Origin of the sequence: Roseateles paludis (assembly GCF_039872745.1) — a bacterium.
GTDB lineage: Bacteria > Pseudomonadota > Gammaproteobacteria > Burkholderiales > Burkholderiaceae_C > Pelomonas > Pelomonas paludis.
The window spans coordinates 113,455-128,740 of the sequence record NZ_JBDPZD010000004.1 but is presented as its reverse complement, the minus strand read 5'-3'; the positions used below and the strand labels follow the sequence as shown (position 1 = coordinate 128,740).

Below are 15,286 nucleotides of genomic sequence, written 5' to 3'. Positions count from 1 at the left end.
CGAATTCAAAGACACGCTGATCAATTGAAAGGATCAGGATCATGAGCAAGCAAGTTCAAGACGCCTACATCGTTGCCGCCACCCGCCTGCCCATCGGCAAGAGCGGCCGGGGCTATTTCAAGAACACCCGGCCCGACGAGATGCTCGTCAAGGTCATGCAGGCGGCACTGGCCCAGGCCCCCGGTCTGGAAGCCAAGGCGATTGAAGACGCCATCGTCGGCTGCTCCTTCCCCGAGGGCGAGGCGGGCATGAACATCGCCCGCGTGGCCTCGGTGCTGGCGGGCTTTGGGCCCACGGTGGGTGGTGTCACGGTCAACCGTTACTGCGCGTCGGGCATCACGGCCATCCAGATGGCGGCGGACCGCATCCGCGTTGGCGAGGCCGACGTGATGTTTGCCGGCGGCGTCGAGTCCATGTCCATGATCCCGATGGGCGGCAACAAGCCCAGCCTGCCGCCGATGATCTTCGAGCGTGACGAGAACATCGGCCTCGCCTACGGCATGGGCCTGACCGCCGAGAAGGTGGCCGAGCAGTGGAAGATCAGCCGCGAAGCGCAGGACGCGTTCTCGCTGCAGTCCCACCAGCGGGCCGTGGCGGCCATGCAGGCCGGCTACTTCGACGCCGAGATGACGCCCTTCGATGTGGTTGAGCGCACGCCCAACTTGGCGGACGGCTCGGTCAATACCAAGACCCGCACCGTCAAGCTCGACGAAGGCGCGCGGCCTGACACCAGCCTCGAAGGCCTGGCCAAGCTCAAGCCCGTGTTTGCCGCCAAAGGCAGCGTGACGGCCGGCAACAGCTCGCAGACCAGCGACGGCTCCGGCGGCCTCATCGTCGTCAGCGAGGCCGCGCTCAAGCGCTACAACCTGACGCCGTTGGCCCGCTTTGTCTCCTTCGTCGTGCGCGGCGTGCCGCCCGAGATCATGGGCATCGGTCCCATCGAGGCCATCCCCGCCGCGCTCAAGCTCGCCGGCATCTCGGCCAAGGACCTGGATTGGGTCGAACTGAACGAAGCCTTCGCCGCTCAGAGCCTGGCCGTGCTGAATGACCTCGACAGCAAGGGCATCGAGCTCGACCGTGCCAAGGTCAACCCCAACGGCGGCGCCATCGCCCTGGGCCACCCGCTCGGCGCCACCGGCGCCATCCGCGCGGCCTCGGTCATCCACGGCCTGCGCCGCACTGGGGGCAAGTACGGCATGGTGACGATGTGCGTCGGTGCCGGCCAGGGTGCCGCTGGGATTTTTGAACGGCTCTGACCCACTCACCAACTGCCAGCGAGGTGGCCATGATCGAGTTCAACAGCCGCGACGGCTTCCCCCTCAAGGGCCACCTCTATGGCAATGCTGAGACCGCGAAAGCGGGCCTCGTCATCGCGCCGGCCATGGGTGTCGAGCAGCGCTACTACGCCGAGTTCGCGCAGTGGATGGCGGCGCAGGGCTGGCTGGTGCTGAGCTTCGACTACCGGGGCATGGGGGCCTCGCGGCCCGAGGCCTGGAAGCGTTCGCTCAAGGGGCTGGAGGCCGACATCCACACCTGGGCGACCCAGGACGCCGCTGCGGCGCTGGATGAGCTCGATCGCCGCCTTGGGCCCGAGCGCGCCATCCACTGGCTGGGCCATAGCCTGGGCGGCCAGATCCTGGGCCTGATGCCGAACCGGGAACGCGTCGCCAGGGCGGTCACTGTCGGGGCCGGCAACGGCTACTGGCGCGACAACGCCGCCGCGCTGCGCCGCTATGTCTGGTGGCTCTGGTACGTGCTGGTGCCGGTGACGCTGCCGCTCTTTGGCTACTTCCCCGGCCGCAGCCTGCGCAAGGTGGGCGACCTGCCGCGTGGCGTGATGGCGCAGTGGCGGCGCTGGTGTCTGGACCGCGACTACATGATGGGCGAGGGCGGCGAGGCTTTGCGCCAGCAGTACGCATCGCTCAAGACGCCGATGCTGTCGATGAGCTTCTCAGACGACGAATTCATGTCGCGCCGGGGCATCGAGTCGTTGCACGCCTTCTACGCTGGCGCCAAGCCCGAGATGCGCCACATCGCCCCGGCCGAGATCGGCGAGCGCCGCATTGGGCACTTCGGTTTCTTCCGTGCCCGCTTTCAGGCCAGCCTGTGGCCGCAGGTCAGCGCCTTTTTGCAATGAAGCGCCGACAAGTCCTGGCTCGCGCCAGCGTCGTGGCGTTGACCGCTCCGGCTCTGACCGCCTGCAGCGGCAGCCTGACGGGCTTTGGCAGCTGGGCGGACGCCCAGAAGGCGGTGCTGGAGCTGCTCTTCCAGCCGCGTGTGGTTCAGGGCAATACCTGGAACCTGAGTCAGGTGCTGCAGCATCTGGCGCAGAGCATCGAGTTCTCGATGAAGGGCTTTCCGGAGCTCAAGGGCGCCGTCTTTCGCGCCACGCTGGGCAACGCCGCCTTTGCCGTGTTCAATGCCCGAGGGGCGATGAGCCACTCGCTCGACGAGCCCATCCCCGGCGCACCGGCACTGGCGGCTGACCAGACCCTCAAGACCTCGGTCCAGCGCCTGCTGGACGCGATGGACGCCTTCGCCGCCTGGAGCGGCCCGCTGCAGCCGCACTTTGCCTACGGTGAGCTCAGCAAGGCTCAGTACCAGCGGGCTCACCTGATGCACCTGTCCAACCACTGGCAGCAGATTCAGCCCGTCAGTGCCACCGCCTAAAGTGCCGACTATGACGATCAAGACCTACACCCTCAACGGCGTCACCACCCTGGAGATCGCCCGCCCCGAGAAGAAGAACGCGCTGACCATGGCCATGTACCAGGCCTTGGCCGACGGCCTGCGCGCTGCCGACGCCGACCCGGCCGTGCGCGCCGTGCTGATCACCGGCCAGCCGGGCATCTTCACCTCGGGCAACGACCTCGAAGACTTCATGGCCCGGCCGCCGCAGGGCGAGGATGCGCCGGTCTTCCAGTTCCAGCTTGCGCTGCTCGATTGCGGCAAGCCGGTGGTCGCGGCGGTGACGGGCGGCGCCGTGGGCATTGGCACCACCATGCTGCTGCATTGCGACTTCGTTTACGTGGCTGACGACGCCCGCCTGGCGATGCCCTTCGTGGGCTTGGGCCTGGTGCCTGAGTACGCATCCAGCTTGCTGGTACCAGAGCTGATGGGCATGCGCCGCGCCGCCGAGAAGCTGCTGCTGGGCGACCCCTTCACCGGCGAACAGGCCGTGGAGTGCGGCATCGCCAATGCCGTGCTGCCGGCAGGCGAGGTGCTGAACCACGCACGCCGTGTGGCCGAACGCTTCAACAAGCTGCCCCCGGCGGCGGTGCGTGAGAGCAAACGCCTGCTGCGCGAGCCGATGCGCGAGGCCGTGCTGACCGCCAACAAGCGCGAGAGCGAGGTGTTTGCCCAGCGCCTGCGCAGCCCCGAGGCGCGCGAGGCCATGCAGGCCTTCTTCGAGAAGCGGGCGCCGGATTTCTCGAAGTTCAGCTGAGCAGAACGGGAAAGCCCCGCCCGGCGCATGCCGGAGCGGGGCTTCTGGAAGCGGAGCGGCCGAGCTGCCGCGTGAGCCGGGCGACGAGCCTAGACCGCTGCAATCCGGCGTTTCGACTCAGTCCCGGGAAGGGAAGATGCCCTGAGACGCGATGCAAAAGAGCAAGCCGGTATACGGATTGCGGATGTTCAGCGGCTGGCCGCCACCGGCGGTTCCGACGGTGACCGTACTGGCCGCCATGTTCGTGTCGGCACCTGCCGAGCTGTAGTTGTTTGATCGTGCGAGCTTGGCGGGCGCCGCGCCGGCCGGACTGTCGGTATTGCCCGCCGATGCTGTGCCTCGCATTTGGGCGGTGTGCGAGTGGAGAGGCATCTGGTTGAGCGAGATCGTCACCTGCTCAGCGCCGGCCTTCTCACCCAGCACCACGGGGCTCAACCCAGGGGCGGTGGTAAAGCTGGCGCCAATCGCGGCGCGGCTACGCATGTCTGGCAGTCCGAAGGTCGTTCGGCCGTCGCCGCCGAAATTGGTGCCGAGCAGCGAGAAGAGCGCGGTGTTCTGGGCGATGGAGAGGAGACGGCCATCGGCTTCCAGATACCCGCGCGGGCAGAAGTTGGCGGCGGTCGTGCAGACGGTGGCGAGATAGGGCTCGGAGCCGGAGCAGGCAAATGCGGAGCTGGCTGAAAGGCCTGCAAACAGGCCGACAAACACGAGGCGCTTGGCGCGGAGTTTCATGGCAGGTCTCTTTCCGTGGTGGTGAGGGAAGTGAACTGAGCCGCCGCGTCAGTGCTGGCGACGGCGTGCCAGCGCCAGCAGGCCGAGCGCGGTGAGCGTCAACGGGAGCGAGGCCGGTGTGGGAACGTCGTTGGGTGGGGGGACGCGATCGGACTGGATGCTTTCGAGTCGCAGAAAGGCGTCGAGATCGACATCGAATGCGCCTCGAACAAATGCGCCGCCGCGCATCTTTTGGAACGCCGTGAAGCTCACCGATTGGCCCGGTGCCAGTGACAACGTGTACTCGTCGCTGCCGCTGGCTGCCGACTTGTTGTTGCCGGGGTTGGCCGAGTCGGCGAAGAAGTCCGAATAGATCACTTCATTGTTCGACGTGTCGAACACACTGAGCAGCGATTCGGCAAAGGCGTCAACGCCGGAGGCGTTGGTTGTGTTGCCCAACGCGCCAAATAGCGCCTTGAAGACGAGGGTGAAGGTTTCCGTGGCCGAACTGTTGGCGAGATCGAAGGTGTAGTCGGCAAACAGGTAGCCTGCCGTGCTGTCCCCGTTGGCACTGCTGCCCGAGGCCTGGAAGTGCACACCGATGCCGTCGCCCGTCTGCGTGAGCGCGCCTGACAACGGGCCACCGCTGGGTGCACCAGCGAAGCCGGCCGTGGTGTCCGCTCCACCGTTGCGGTAGGTGAGCGTGCCAGCCTGACTGGCATTGACGGGTGACGAGGAGTTGACGAGGTCGAAGGCGACCTTGGCATTGATGGACAGCGCCACGGGCACCGGCCCGGCCCATGCTGCACTGCACACCAATGTGGTGGCAAGGGCCCATCCAAAACGAAGTGTTGAAGACCGCATGCTTGACTCCCTAGGGTGACTTGACGCGTGGGAATCCATGCAGGTTTCATGCCGTTTCAGACTTGCCCCACCAAATCAAGGGCTTGACAGCGCAATGCTCGGAGCAAGCTCAGGCAACTGGAAACTGCGCCGACATCGGGTTTACGAGTACTGCGGCGCTTGCCTGCCCGTCAATCGGCCGGGCCGACTCCGGGGGGGGCACCTCCGGCCCTTGTCGGCACGGCCCTCGGGCCTCAGCGCGGGATCTCGCGCGGCTTGCCCTGCTTGTCGATGGCGACGTAGGTCAGGTTGGCCTCGGTCACTTTCACGGCTTGCGGGTTCTCGGGGTTGCGCTCGGCCACCACCTCGACGTGCACCGTGATCGAGGTGCGGCCGATGCGCACCACGCTGGAGTAGAAGCTCAGCAGGTCGCCCACGCTCACGGGCTGCTTGAAGATGAATTCGTTGACCGCCACCGTGGCGATGCGGCCGCGCGAGATGCGCGCCGGCAGCACCGAGCCGGCCAGATCCACCTGGGCCATGATCCAGCCGCCAAACACGTCGCCATTCGCGTTCGCGTCCGCCGGCATGGGCATCATGCGCAACACCAGCTCACGTTGAACGTTGGGGGCCAGGGTGCTTTCGGGGGCGGTGGGTGTGGACATGCGGCGGATGCAGACAATGCAGAGCTTGAAGGCGGCATTGTGAGCCGCGACAGGTTCCGATGCGACGCCAGGCCTTGACTGCCCCCACCACTTCTGTGTCTCCTGCCGGACAGCCCTCGGGCGACTGGGGCACCGTGCAGCGGCTGCTGCCATACCTCTGGCGCTACCGCTGGCGGGTCGGCATCGCGCTGTCCTTCATGCTGGCGGCCAAGTTCAGCAATGTGGGCGTGCCGCTGCTGCTCAAGCGCCTGGTGGATGCGCTGGACCTCAAGCCCGGCGACCCGCAGGCGCTGCTGGTGGTGCCGTTCGGCTTGCTGCTGGCCTATGGTGGCCTGCGCTTGACCACCTCGCTCTTCACGGAGCTGCGCGAGCTGATCTTTGCCAAGGCCACCGAGGGCACAGCGCGGCGGCTGTCGCTGCAGGTGTTCGAGCACCTGCACGCGCTGTCGCTGCGCTTCCACCTGGAGCGCCAGACGGGCGGCATGACGCGCGACATCGAGCGCGGCACGCGGGCCGTGCATTCGCTGATCAGCTACTCGCTCTACAGCATCCTGCCCACGGTGATCGAGGTGGTGCTGGTGCTGACGCTGCTGGCGGTCCAGTTCGACGCCTGGTTCGCGGGCATCACGCTCGGGGCCCTGGTCGTCTACGTGATCTTCACCATCATCGTGACCGAGTGGCGGACACAGTTCCGCCGCCAGCTCAATGAGCTGGACTCGGTGGCGCACACCAAGGCCATCGACTCGCTGCTCAACTACGAGACGGTCAAGTACTTCAACAACGAGCACTTCGAGGCCTCGCGCTACGACGAGAGCCTGGAGAAGCTGCGCCGCGCCCAGCTCAAGTCGCAAACCACGCTATCGCTGCTCAACACGGGTCAGCAGCTGATCATCGCCACCGCCTTGGTGCTGATGCTGTGGCGCGCCACGGCGGGCGTGGTCGAGGGGCGCATGACCCTGGGCGATCTGGTGATGGTCAACGGCTTCATGATCCAGCTCTACATCCCGCTCAACTTCCTGGGTGTGCTCTACCGCGAGATCAAGCAGAGCCTGACCGACATCGAGAAGATGTTCCGTCTGCTGGACCGCGAGCGCGAGGTGGCTGACGCTCCGGGCGCGCAGCCGCTGCAGGTCTCGGGCGGGGCCGTGCGCTTCGAGGACGTTCACTTCGCCTACGAGCCGGCGCGGCCCATCCTGCATGGCGTCAGCTTCGAGATCCCGGCGGGCAAGAAGGTGGCGGTGGTGGGGCCCAGCGGTTCGGGCAAGAGCACGCTGGCGCGCCTGCTCTATCGCTTCTATGACGTGCAGCAGGGCGCCATCCGCATCGACGGCCAGGAGATCCGCCAGGTCACCCAGTCGTCCTTGCGCCGCAGCATCGGCATCGTCCCGCAGGACACGGTGCTCTTCAACGACACCGTGGCTTACAACATCGGCTACGGCCGTACGGGGGCCAGCCAGGTCGAGATCGAGGCCGCCGCGCGTGCCGCCCACATCCACGACTTCATCGCCGCCACGCCGGCTGGCTACGAGACTCGTGTGGGCGAACGCGGCCTCAAGCTCTCAGGCGGTGAGAAGCAGCGCGTGGCCATCGCGCGCACCCTGCTCAAGAACCCGCCGATCCTGATCTTCGACGAGGCCACCTCGGCGCTCGACTCCAACAACGAGCGCGCCATCCAGGCCGAGCTGGAGGCCGTGGGGCAGGACAAGACGGTGCTGGTCATTGCCCACCGGCTCTCGACCGTCACCGACGCGCACGAGATCCTGGTGATGGACGCCGGCCGCATCGTCGAGCGTGGCCGGCACGACGAACTGCTGGCCCAGGGCGGGCGTTACGCGGAGATGTGGCGGCTGCAGTCGCAGTGATCAGTGCAGATTCCGGCGGTCGTCGTCGGATTCCTGCTTGAAGTTGTCGGGCCGGAAGACATTGCCCTCCCAGACCCCATCGGGCTTGCGCACCGACTCGCGCGACAGCGCCTTGGCGCGGCGGATGGCGGCTTCGGCCTCGGCCTCGGCCGTGCGCTCCAGGCGCTTGCGGCGCCGGCTGACGCGGGTGTTGGCCCAGGCCGTGCTCAGGCGCAGCCAGCGGTCCGCTGCCCAGGCGCCCAGCCGCGCCTGCATCCGGGCCGGCAGCAGCATGTGCACGCCCAGCCCCAGGCAGACCAGGAAGCCGAGCGCAGCGAAGACGTGGGTCAATGTCATGACCTGCCAAGTTTGCACGATGTCCCGACCCACGGTCTAGCCGTTCAGGTGGGGGTGGGGCCCCCTTCGCCCTCGGGATTGCGGGCTATCCGTCACGAACGCCTGCCGGCCGGGGCTGACATCTGGCCAGGTGCCCCGCTGGGGCGCCCGAAAATCGGCGGCTGGTTACGGCGCCCGAAACATTGAAGATTGAAAGACGGGGATGACGGCACAAGACGCGTTCTCGATGTGCACCATGGTGGCCCTGGCATCCACCGGCCTGTGTTCGTTCAGGCTGTGGCTGCGCCAGCGGGAGGCTGTGTTCAGCCAATTCGCCTGGGTCTGCCTGCTCGCGGCGGGCTTTTATGCGATGGACGGGTTGACCCGGCCGGTGGGTGAGCGACCCAACCTTTGGGCGGCAGCCATCGGCATGTCGCTATCCGTGGCGATGCTGCACGCGAGTGCAGGCTCCATCCTCATCTTGGGCCCCAATGGACGCCCGGACCGTCAGATGCAGGTCCGGCTGCAACGCGCGACCCTGTGGCTCCACATTGCCCTGCTGGCAGTTTGGCTGGCGCTCACCGTAGGGCTCGAATTCAATCGGCGCAGCTTCTTCTGGGGCTATTCGGTGGGTTTCCTGTCGCAGATCGGTCTGCTGCTCGTCATGATCGGTTGGCGGGAGCTGGTGCGGAGCTGGCTGCTGTTGCTGGCCCTGTTGGCCGTGCCGGTCATGCAATGCGTGGTGGTCCTGGGTGGTGCGGAGCTCTACGCGCTGCGCTACCTGCTCGGGATGGCGGCGGCGCTGCTCACCATGGCCACGCTGGTGCAGCGCGTGCTGGACCTGCAAAGCCGCAGTGATGCCGATGTCCGCGCCCTGGAAGCAGCGCAGGAGCGGCTGCATGCCGTGCTGGCGGCGATGCTGGAAGGCTCTGACAGCGTGGCCGAGTCCGGCGAGCGGATGTCGGTGGGCGCACAGCAACTGGCCATCCGCACCGACCAGCAGACCGGCAGCCTGCAAGCCATCGCCGGCAATGTGGACCGTGCCGTGGCCCAGGTGCTGGTCACGGCCGACCGCATCAGCGCCGTGGATGGGCAATGCGCGCGCCTGCGCGAGCAGGCCTTCACCGGGACCGAGCAGGTCCAGACGGCGGCGCAGACCATCGAGCTGATCGGCCAACGCTCGGCAGAGATGCAGGAGGCGGTGTCGCTGATCGAGTCGATTGCGTTCCAGACCAACATCCTGGCGCTCAATGCCGCCATCGAGGCTGCCCGCGCCGGCGCCGCCGGACGTGGCTTTGCCGTGGTGGCCAGCGAGGTGCGCAGCCTCTCGGGCCGTACCAGCGAGGCGGCGCGCCGGGTGCGCGACCTCATCGCGCGTGCCGGCAGCCAGATCGAAGGCGGTATCGCCCAGGTGCAGGGCGTGCGTGAGCAACTGAGCGCCATGCTCGGCGTTGTGCAGGACGTGGCCGACAACACCCAACAACTGAGTGGCGATGCGCGCACCCAGAGTGGCGAGCTGTCTCGCATGCTGGACGACCTGCGCGCCCTGCTCAATCTCACCCAGGACAACGCAGCCCTGGTGGCCGAGTCCGTCATGACCGCTGATGGTATGAACCAGAGCGCAGCCGCGCTGCGCGCCCTGGTGTCCGACCTCTCGACCTCTGGTGCCGAATCCGCGCCACCGGCAGCGGCCGGTCCGTCGACCAGTCCGTCGCCCCGTCCATCCCCAAGTCCTGCGCCGGCAGCAGAACCAGCCGGCGTGGAGTTCTTCTAGGCCCCCATCCAGATCGCCCGCCACTGCAGCACCGCCTCCGGCAGCGCGCGGCTCAGGCGGTCGATGTCTTCCATGGGCAGCGCATCGGCCTCTTCGGCACCCAGCTGGGCCAGCGATTGCAGCGCTGCGGCGGCCGGCCCCGACTCAAAGCGGGGTGCCCAGGCGGCTTCGTCCACGGCCACGCCGCGCAGGAAGCCAGCGGCCCAGTCCTGCGCGTCCACCCACTCGCCCTCGTCCGTCTCTGCCACCGAGTAGATCGGCTCCCAGGCCTCGGGCATGTGGCGCCAGGCGTTGTCGATGGACTGCAAATGGCGCAGCACCCACATCACCACGCGCTTGCCCTGCTTGCCGCTGGCAAAAGGGGCGGGCTCATCACCGCCCCAGATGGCGGGCAGCCAGTCGGCACCAGGTCTTGCGGGCAGGGGCACGGGCGAGAGCAGCAGGGCGGCCAGGAAGCCGTCCAGCGCCTCGACGTTGAGCGCCTCCTCGCGGCCCGTGGCGGCCAGGGCGTCGTCCAGCTGTTCGAGCTCGGCGTCGGTGAGCGGGCGGTGGTCGGAGTCAGGCTGATAGTGCGGGTAGTTCATGGCCGGTGCTTTGTGGTTTGGGCGTCGTTTTCGTGAGTTTTCATCGCGCCAGCTGCAGGCGACGTAACGGTTTGCTTGAAAGGACAGGGTGACCGAGCCTACCTTGGGGCATGGCCCGACCCCTCCGCCTTGAAGTCGCTGGCGCGGTCTATTTCGTCAGCTCGCATTGTCCCGAAGGCAGCGTTGCCTTCCGTGATGGTGAGGATGCGCTCGCCCTGCAGGGCATCCTGGCCCAGGCCATGCGGCGCTTTGACGCCCAGGTGCTGGCCTACAGCCTGCTGCCAACGCGCTATGAGCTGCTGCTGTTCACGCGGCAGGCCAATCTCTCGCGGCTGATGCGGCATGTGATCGGCGTCTACACCCAGAACCACCAGCGCCGGCACGGTGCGGGTGGGGCGCTCTTTCAGGGGCGCTTCCGTGCCGTGCTGGTGGACCGCGAGGCCCATCTCCTCGATGCCTGCCGCGCGGTGGAGCTGGCGCCCAGGCAAGCCGGCCTGGTCAAGCGCGTGGCCGCCTGGCCGCATTCCAGCCTGCCGGCGCATCTGGGCCAGGTGCCAGCCCCTGCGTGGCTGGACGTGGACGGGCTGCACGGCCATCTGCTCGGCCGCCCGGCACGCACGGCGCAGGACCACCGCCGTGCCGCCACCCGTTACCTTGAGCTGTTGGAGCGCGATCCCGGCTTTGACCCGTGGACCGGGCGCTTGCGGCGGCAGATCTTCCTGGGCGATGCGGCCTTTGTGGAACGCATGCGGCGTGCGGCTGCGGGCGCGCCTCCAGAGCCCTCGGCACGATCGGTTCGCACGCAGTGGCGGGCCTGGTGCGCGCGCTACCCGGATCGGGCCGAAGCCCTCTTTGCCGCGCACTTTGAAGGCGGCCTGTCCATGACCAGCCTGGCCGGCGAGGCCGGCCTCTCGGTCTCGCGCGTGAGCCGCATCATTGCCGCGCAAGAGCGATTGGGCGGCTAGGCAAAATCGCCCTCATCCCGTTCTTGAAGAGGGCTGTCTGATGCTGAAGCGGCGTGCTTTGTTGGCGGCTGGGCTGCCTTGGCCGGTGCGTGCGGCGGGCGCCTACAGCGGGCCCGTCTTCGACGCCCACCTGCACTACAACGACGACGCCCAGCAGCCCCACCCGCCGGAGGATGTGCTGGCGCGCATGAAGCGGGCGGGCGTACAGGGCGCGCTCGTCAACAGCCGCCCCAACGACGGCACGCTGCGCCTGGTGGCCACGCCTGGCGCGCAGTGGGTGCCCTTCATCCGCCTCTACCGCAACCGGGCTGACTACGACAGCTGGTTCGTCGACGACAGCATCCGCCGCATGGTGCTGGATCTGCTCCAGGCCGGCAGCCCGGCCGGCCCCTTTCGCGGCCTGGGCGAGTTTCATCTCTACGACAGCGCCAACGCCGATGGGCCGACGGCCATTGCGCTGATGAAGCTGGCCCGCGAGCGCGGCCTGTGCGTGCTTGCGCATGTGGACGCCGTGGCGGTGGACCGCCTGCTGGGCCACGCCCCCGGCGCGGCCCTCATCTGGGCCCACACCGGCATTGGCGGCGAGCCCGTGCGGCGCGTGCGCGCCTTGTTCGACAAGCACCCTGGCCTGCGCGGTGAGCTGTCCTACCGCCCCGGCCTGACGGTGGACGGCCGCCTCAGCGACGACTGGCGCGCGCTGCTGACCCAGCATGCGGGCCGCTTCCTGATCGGCTCCGACACCTGGATCACCCAGCGCTGGCAACACTACGAGGCGCTCTTTGCCGACTACCGCCACTGGCTGGGCGACCTGCCGCAAGAAGCAGCGCAGCGCATCGCCTGGGGGAATGCAGCCGAGCTGTTCAGCCTGCGCGGCCTGGGCTGAACGGCTTCCCATAATGCGCGGATGAAATTCAACGTGTCGCGCCGCAAGGCGCTGTGGGTGGGCATCCCGGCGGGACTGCTGTTGCTGGGCTTGATCGTGGCTTTGCTCATCTGGTGGCAGCTGCCCTCGCTCGACCGCCTGACCGACTACCAGCCCAAGCTGCCGCTGCGCATCCTGGCGGCCGATGGGCAGCTGCTGGGCGAGTTCGGCGCGGAGCGCCGCAAGCTGGTACCGATTGCCGACATCCCCAAGCCCATGCGCGACGCCCTGGTGGCCGTGGAGGACGCCGACTTCTGGACCCACCCCGGCATCGACCTCGGCGGCATCCTGCGCGCCGCGGTGCGCAACCTGACCCACAGCGGCCCCCTGCACGGCGGCTCCACGCTGACCCAGCAGCTGGCGCGCGACATGTACCTGACCAAGGCGCAGACCTGGAGCCGCAAGATCACCGAGGCCGTGCTGGCCTACAAGATCGAGCAGACCCTGAGCAAGGACGAGATCCTTGAGATCTACATGAACCAGATCTGGCTCGGCGGGCGCACCTATGGCTTTGCCGCTGCCGCGCAGCGCTACTTTGGCAAGGAGCTGTCCGAGCTGGACGTGGGCGAGATGGCCTTGCTCATCGGCCTGCCCAAGAACCCCGCCGGCTACAACCCGCACACACGCCTGTTGCGTGCCAAGAAGCGCCAGGCCGTGGTGCTGGCGCGCTTGGTGGCCGTGGGCCAGATCACCCAGGAGCAGGCCGACGCCGCCAAGGCCGCGCCACTGCAGCTGCGCCGCGTGGGCCGGCTCAGCAGCATCGCCGACCACGCGATGGAGCAGGTGCGCGCCGAGGTGGTGGCGCGCTTTGGGCCCGAGTCCTACGAGCGCGGCCTGCAGGTCACGACCACGCTCTACGCGGCCGAGCAAGAGGCTGCCCAGCAGGCGCTGCGCCATGCCCTCTTCGACCTGGAGCGCCGCCAGCCCTACCGGGGCCCTGAAGGGCGCGTCGAGCTGCCCGCCGAAGGCTTTGACGACGAGCTGGACCGCGCCTTTGCGCAGTGGCCCGACCTGGGTGAACTGCGCACCGCAGTCTTGCTGAAAGTACAGGGCCCTGATGCCGCCGAGCTGGCGCTGAGCGATGGCCAGGCCGTGACGCTCAAGGGCAGCGCTGCGCGGCCCCTGGCCAAACTGCAGCGCGGCGCGGTGGTGCGCCTGCTGCCACAGGGCGCTGGCTGGGCGCTCGGGCAGGTGCCCGAGGCCGAGGGCGCCGTCGTCACGCTCGACCCCAGCAGCGGCCAGATCCGCGCGCTGGTGGGCGGCTTTGACTTCACGCGCAACCAGTACAACCACGCCACCCAGGCCTACCGCCAGCCGGGCTCGGCCTTCAAGCCCTTGGTCTACTCGGCCTTGATCGAGCAGGGCGCCTGGGCCGGCACCCAGGTGAGTGACCAGCCCATCGAGATCGGCGACTGGGCGCCGCGCAACTACGACGGCAGGTACGAGGAGAGCCTCTCGCTGCGCGAGGCGTTGGCGCGTTCCAAGAACATGGTGACCATCCGCCTGGTGCAGGAGATCGGGCCGCAGCGCGCACGCGCCTGGGCCGCGCGCTTCGAGCTTGAGGAAGAGCGCCAGCCGCTCAACCTCACGCTGGCCCTGGGCACCGGCGCCGCCACGCCGCTGCAGATGGCGCGGGCCTATGGCGCCTTTGCCAATGGCGGCCGCATCGCCGCCACGCGGCTGATCGAGCGCATCGAAGACGCCCAAGGCATCACGATCTGGAAGGCCGAGGCCCCGCCCGAGCCCAAGGAGGCTGTCAGCGAGCGCAACGCCTTCATGACGGCGCAATTGCTGTCGGGTGTGATGCGCGACGGCACCGGCGCGCGCGCCAGCCAGATGCTGGGCCGCTGGGACCTGTACGGCAAAACCGGTACTACCAATGACGCCGTCGACGCCTGGTTCGTCGGCTTCCAGCGCTCGCGCGTGGGGGCCGTTTGGATTGGCTACCCCACGCCCAAATCGCTGGGCGAACGCGAGACCGGCGGTGGCCTGGCCTTGCCCGTCTGGGTGGCAACGATGCGTGAGGCGCTCAAGGGCATCCCGACCGACCCGTTGGCCCCGCCTGCCGCCGGGCTCACCCAGGTGGGTGAGGACTGGTTCTACGAGGAGTTCACTGGCGACGCCGCACTGGCGCGCATCGGCGCGGCAGCCACCGCCGAGTCCGCCTCACCCGCGGCATCGGCGGCATCGGCGGCCAGCGAGCCGCGCTGATCAGCCGTTGCGGCTGCGCGGCCGCACGTCCTTGGGCGGCGGCTCGCGCAGCCAGAACTCCAGGTCGCTCTTGCTCTGAGCGCCATCCGGCCGGCCTTGGCCCAGCCAGATCAGCTGGCGCTCGCGCAATTTGGCGCGACGCACGGCGTCGCCATGGAAGTCCCACAGGTGCCGGTCAAAGCTGCCATCGGCGGCCAGCAGCTTCAGGCCCAGCTCCAGGCGCTCGGCCAGCGCCGTGTTGTGCGGCCCCACGACGAAGTGGAAAGGCCACGGAAAGTGCAGCAAGAGGCTCTTGTCCACGGTCAGGTCGGGCAACTCGGCCACATGGGCCTGCTGCTCGTCAAAGGCTTCGTTCACGCCACGCGGGAAAGCGTCGAACCGGTCGGCCATCAACATGCGGAACATATTGCGGTAATGCGTTGAGCGCACCACCTTGATACCCAGCGCCTCGAACATCCGCGCATCGGGCCAGCTCACCTCCTGGCCCAGGCTGAAGCGGCGCAGGTCAGCCAGCGCGCGCACGCGGTCGAACTCGGCCTGCCGCGAGCCCTTGATGAGCAGCAGCCGCAGGCCCAGCAGGCCACGGCGCGTGTCCACCTTGATGGGCAGCAGCTGCGCGTACTCCTGGATCACCGGCGATACCCAGCCCACCGTGGCCAGGCCATTGGGCCGCAGCTCGCGCAGCACACGCGTCAAGGTCATGAACTGCGTGGCCGGCGCCAGGCGGTAGGGCCCGTGCGTGGGCAGCGTGCGCTCCAGCGCCGCGCGCAGCAGCACGACGAGGTCGTCAGCGCGCGAGTCCTGCGGGGTCTCGGGTGCCGGGTAGATCACCTGCTGCGGGCTGCTGGCGCCCGCATTGAGGCTGGTTCCGGACAGGCCCGCCAGGAGCAGCTGTCTGCGGTTGGGTGAGGTCATCGGCCCCTCCAGGGCAAGTCGGCGGCGCGGGGCTGGCGGTGCTGCGGCGCGACCTTTGCAACTCTCGGCGCAAG

15 protein-coding genes are annotated in these 15,286 nt (G+C 68.2%); 9 read left to right on the top strand and 6 right to left on the bottom strand.

Going from position 1 to position 15,286, the window contains the following annotated elements; genetic code table 11:
• Positions 1-41 precede the first annotated feature (41 nt).
• From ABDJ85_RS14520 to ABDJ85_RS14505, 4 genes are read left to right on the top strand one after another with little or no spacing between them, the layout of a single operon-like run.
• A complete protein-coding gene (locus ABDJ85_RS14520; RefSeq protein WP_347705505.1) occupies positions 42-1,256 on the top strand; it encodes an acetyl-CoA C-acyltransferase in 1,215 nt (404 codons plus the stop codon).
• A gap of 29 nt (positions 1,257-1,285) precedes the next feature.
• On the top strand, positions 1,286-2,137 hold the full coding sequence (locus ABDJ85_RS14515) for an alpha/beta hydrolase family protein (protein ID WP_347705504.1): 852 nt from the start codon (positions 1,286-1,288) through the stop codon (positions 2,135-2,137).
• The gene (locus tag ABDJ85_RS14510; protein WP_347705503.1) at positions 2,134-2,670 is read left to right on the top strand and encodes a DUF1569 domain-containing protein; all 537 of its coding nucleotides are present in this window, start codon (positions 2,134-2,136) and stop codon (positions 2,668-2,670) included. The genes ABDJ85_RS14515 and ABDJ85_RS14510 overlap by 4 nt, the downstream gene beginning before the upstream one ends.
• Positions 2,671-2,680: 10 nt before the next feature.
• Entirely contained in the window at positions 2,681-3,445 is a 765-nt protein-coding gene (locus tag ABDJ85_RS14505) for an enoyl-CoA hydratase (protein WP_347705502.1), read from the top strand.
• 117 nt (positions 3,446-3,562) lie between these two features.
• On the opposite strand, the gene ABDJ85_RS14500 is transcribed toward ABDJ85_RS14505, so the two are convergent.
• The 3 genes from ABDJ85_RS14500 to ABDJ85_RS14490 form a co-directional block, all read right to left on the bottom strand.
• Positions 3,563-4,177 carry a phage tail protein gene (locus ABDJ85_RS14500; protein WP_347705501.1) on the bottom strand — a complete coding sequence of 205 codons (615 nt, stop codon included), beginning with the start codon at positions 4,175-4,177 and terminating at the stop codon, positions 3,563-3,565.
• 48 nt (positions 4,178-4,225) lie between these two features.
• Positions 4,226-5,020 (bottom strand): hypothetical protein, encoded by a 795-nt coding sequence (locus ABDJ85_RS14495; RefSeq protein ID WP_347705500.1) that lies wholly within the window; start codon positions 5,018-5,020, stop codon positions 4,226-4,228.
• 233 nt (positions 5,021-5,253) lie between these two features.
• Positions 5,254-5,664, bottom strand: a complete 411-nt coding sequence (locus ABDJ85_RS14490) for an acyl-CoA thioesterase (RefSeq protein WP_347705499.1) — start codon at positions 5,662-5,664, stop codon at positions 5,254-5,256.
• A 59-nt stretch (positions 5,665-5,723) separates the two neighbouring features.
• Here ABDJ85_RS14490 and ABDJ85_RS14485 point away from each other — a divergent pair, with 59 nt between their 5' ends.
• Positions 5,724-7,526: an ABCB family ABC transporter ATP-binding protein/permease gene (locus ABDJ85_RS14485; RefSeq protein WP_347705498.1), complete on the top strand. Its 1,803-nt coding sequence runs from the start codon at positions 5,724-5,726 to the stop codon at positions 7,524-7,526.
• On the opposite strand, the gene ABDJ85_RS14480 is transcribed toward ABDJ85_RS14485, so the two are convergent.
• Positions 7,527-7,862 carry a hypothetical protein gene (locus ABDJ85_RS14480; protein WP_347705497.1) on the bottom strand — a complete coding sequence of 112 codons (336 nt, stop codon included), beginning with the start codon at positions 7,860-7,862 and terminating at the stop codon, positions 7,527-7,529. It lies immediately after the preceding gene.
• Positions 7,863-8,064: 202 nt separating this feature from the next.
• On the opposite strand from ABDJ85_RS14480, the gene ABDJ85_RS14475 reads away from it, so the two are divergent.
• The gene (locus ABDJ85_RS14475) at positions 8,065-9,615 is read left to right on the top strand and encodes a methyl-accepting chemotaxis protein (protein ID WP_347705496.1); all 1,551 of its coding nucleotides are present in this window, start codon (positions 8,065-8,067) and stop codon (positions 9,613-9,615) included.
• Here ABDJ85_RS14475 and ABDJ85_RS14470 read toward each other — a convergent pair.
• On the bottom strand, positions 9,612-10,199 hold the full coding sequence (locus ABDJ85_RS14470) for a UPF0149 family protein (protein WP_347705495.1): 588 nt from the start codon (positions 10,197-10,199) through the stop codon (positions 9,612-9,614). The two genes, ABDJ85_RS14475 and ABDJ85_RS14470, sit on opposite strands and share 4 nt — an antisense overlap.
• 110 nt (positions 10,200-10,309) lie before the next feature.
• On the opposite strand from ABDJ85_RS14470, the gene ABDJ85_RS14465 reads away from it, so the two are divergent.
• From ABDJ85_RS14465 to ABDJ85_RS14455, 3 genes are read left to right on the top strand one after another with little or no spacing between them, the layout of a single operon-like run.
• Complete coding sequence (locus ABDJ85_RS14465; protein ID WP_347705494.1) at positions 10,310-11,164, top strand: transposase; 855 nt, start codon at positions 10,310-10,312, stop codon at positions 11,162-11,164.
• A 40-nt stretch (positions 11,165-11,204) separates the two neighbouring features.
• On the top strand, positions 11,205-12,047 hold the full coding sequence (locus ABDJ85_RS14460) for an amidohydrolase family protein (RefSeq protein WP_347705493.1): 843 nt from the start codon (positions 11,205-11,207) through the stop codon (positions 12,045-12,047).
• A gap of 21 nt (positions 12,048-12,068) precedes the next feature.
• Positions 12,069-14,297 (top strand): penicillin-binding protein 1A, encoded by a 2,229-nt coding sequence (locus tag ABDJ85_RS14455; RefSeq protein ID WP_347705492.1) that lies wholly within the window; start codon positions 12,069-12,071, stop codon positions 14,295-14,297.
• Here ABDJ85_RS14455 and ABDJ85_RS14450 read toward each other — a convergent pair whose 3' ends face one another.
• The gene (locus ABDJ85_RS14450) at positions 14,298-15,212 is read right to left on the bottom strand and encodes a hypothetical protein (RefSeq protein ID WP_347705491.1); all 915 of its coding nucleotides are present in this window, start codon (positions 15,210-15,212) and stop codon (positions 14,298-14,300) included.
• Between the last annotated feature and the right edge of the window lie 74 nt (positions 15,213-15,286).

Excerpts from the sequence above, each read along its gene's own strand:
- ABDJ85_RS14520 (WP_347705505.1), top strand. The coding sequence starts at position 42 with ATGAGCAAGCAAGTTCAAGACGCCTACATCGTTGCCGCCACCCGCCTG.
- ABDJ85_RS14515 (WP_347705504.1), top strand. The coding sequence starts at position 1,286 with ATGATCGAGTTCAACAGCCGCGACGGCTTCCCCCTCAAGGGCCACCTC.
- ABDJ85_RS14510 (WP_347705503.1), top strand. The coding sequence starts at position 2,134 with ATGAAGCGCCGACAAGTCCTGGCTCGCGCCAGCGTCGTGGCGTTGACC.
- ABDJ85_RS14505 (WP_347705502.1), top strand. The coding sequence starts at position 2,681 with ATGACGATCAAGACCTACACCCTCAACGGCGTCACCACCCTGGAGATC.
- ABDJ85_RS14500 (WP_347705501.1), bottom strand. The coding sequence starts at position 4,177 with ATGAAACTCCGCGCCAAGCGCCTCGTGTTTGTCGGCCTGTTTGCAGGC.
- ABDJ85_RS14495 (WP_347705500.1), bottom strand. The coding sequence starts at position 5,020 with ATGCGGTCTTCAACACTTCGTTTTGGATGGGCCCTTGCCACCACATTG.
- ABDJ85_RS14490 (WP_347705499.1), bottom strand. The coding sequence starts at position 5,664 with ATGTCCACACCCACCGCCCCCGAAAGCACCCTGGCCCCCAACGTTCAA.
- ABDJ85_RS14485 (WP_347705498.1), top strand. The coding sequence starts at position 5,724 with ATGCGACGCCAGGCCTTGACTGCCCCCACCACTTCTGTGTCTCCTGCC.
- ABDJ85_RS14480 (WP_347705497.1), bottom strand. The coding sequence starts at position 7,862 with ATGACATTGACCCACGTCTTCGCTGCGCTCGGCTTCCTGGTCTGCCTG.
- ABDJ85_RS14475 (WP_347705496.1), top strand. The coding sequence starts at position 8,065 with ATGACGGCACAAGACGCGTTCTCGATGTGCACCATGGTGGCCCTGGCA.
- ABDJ85_RS14470 (WP_347705495.1), bottom strand. The coding sequence starts at position 10,199 with ATGAACTACCCGCACTATCAGCCTGACTCCGACCACCGCCCGCTCACC.
- ABDJ85_RS14465 (WP_347705494.1), top strand. The coding sequence starts at position 10,310 with ATGGCCCGACCCCTCCGCCTTGAAGTCGCTGGCGCGGTCTATTTCGTC.
- ABDJ85_RS14460 (WP_347705493.1), top strand. The coding sequence starts at position 11,205 with ATGCTGAAGCGGCGTGCTTTGTTGGCGGCTGGGCTGCCTTGGCCGGTG.
- ABDJ85_RS14455 (WP_347705492.1), top strand. The coding sequence starts at position 12,069 with ATGAAATTCAACGTGTCGCGCCGCAAGGCGCTGTGGGTGGGCATCCCG.
- ABDJ85_RS14450 (WP_347705491.1), bottom strand. The coding sequence starts at position 15,212 with ATGACCTCACCCAACCGCAGACAGCTGCTCCTGGCGGGCCTGTCCGGA.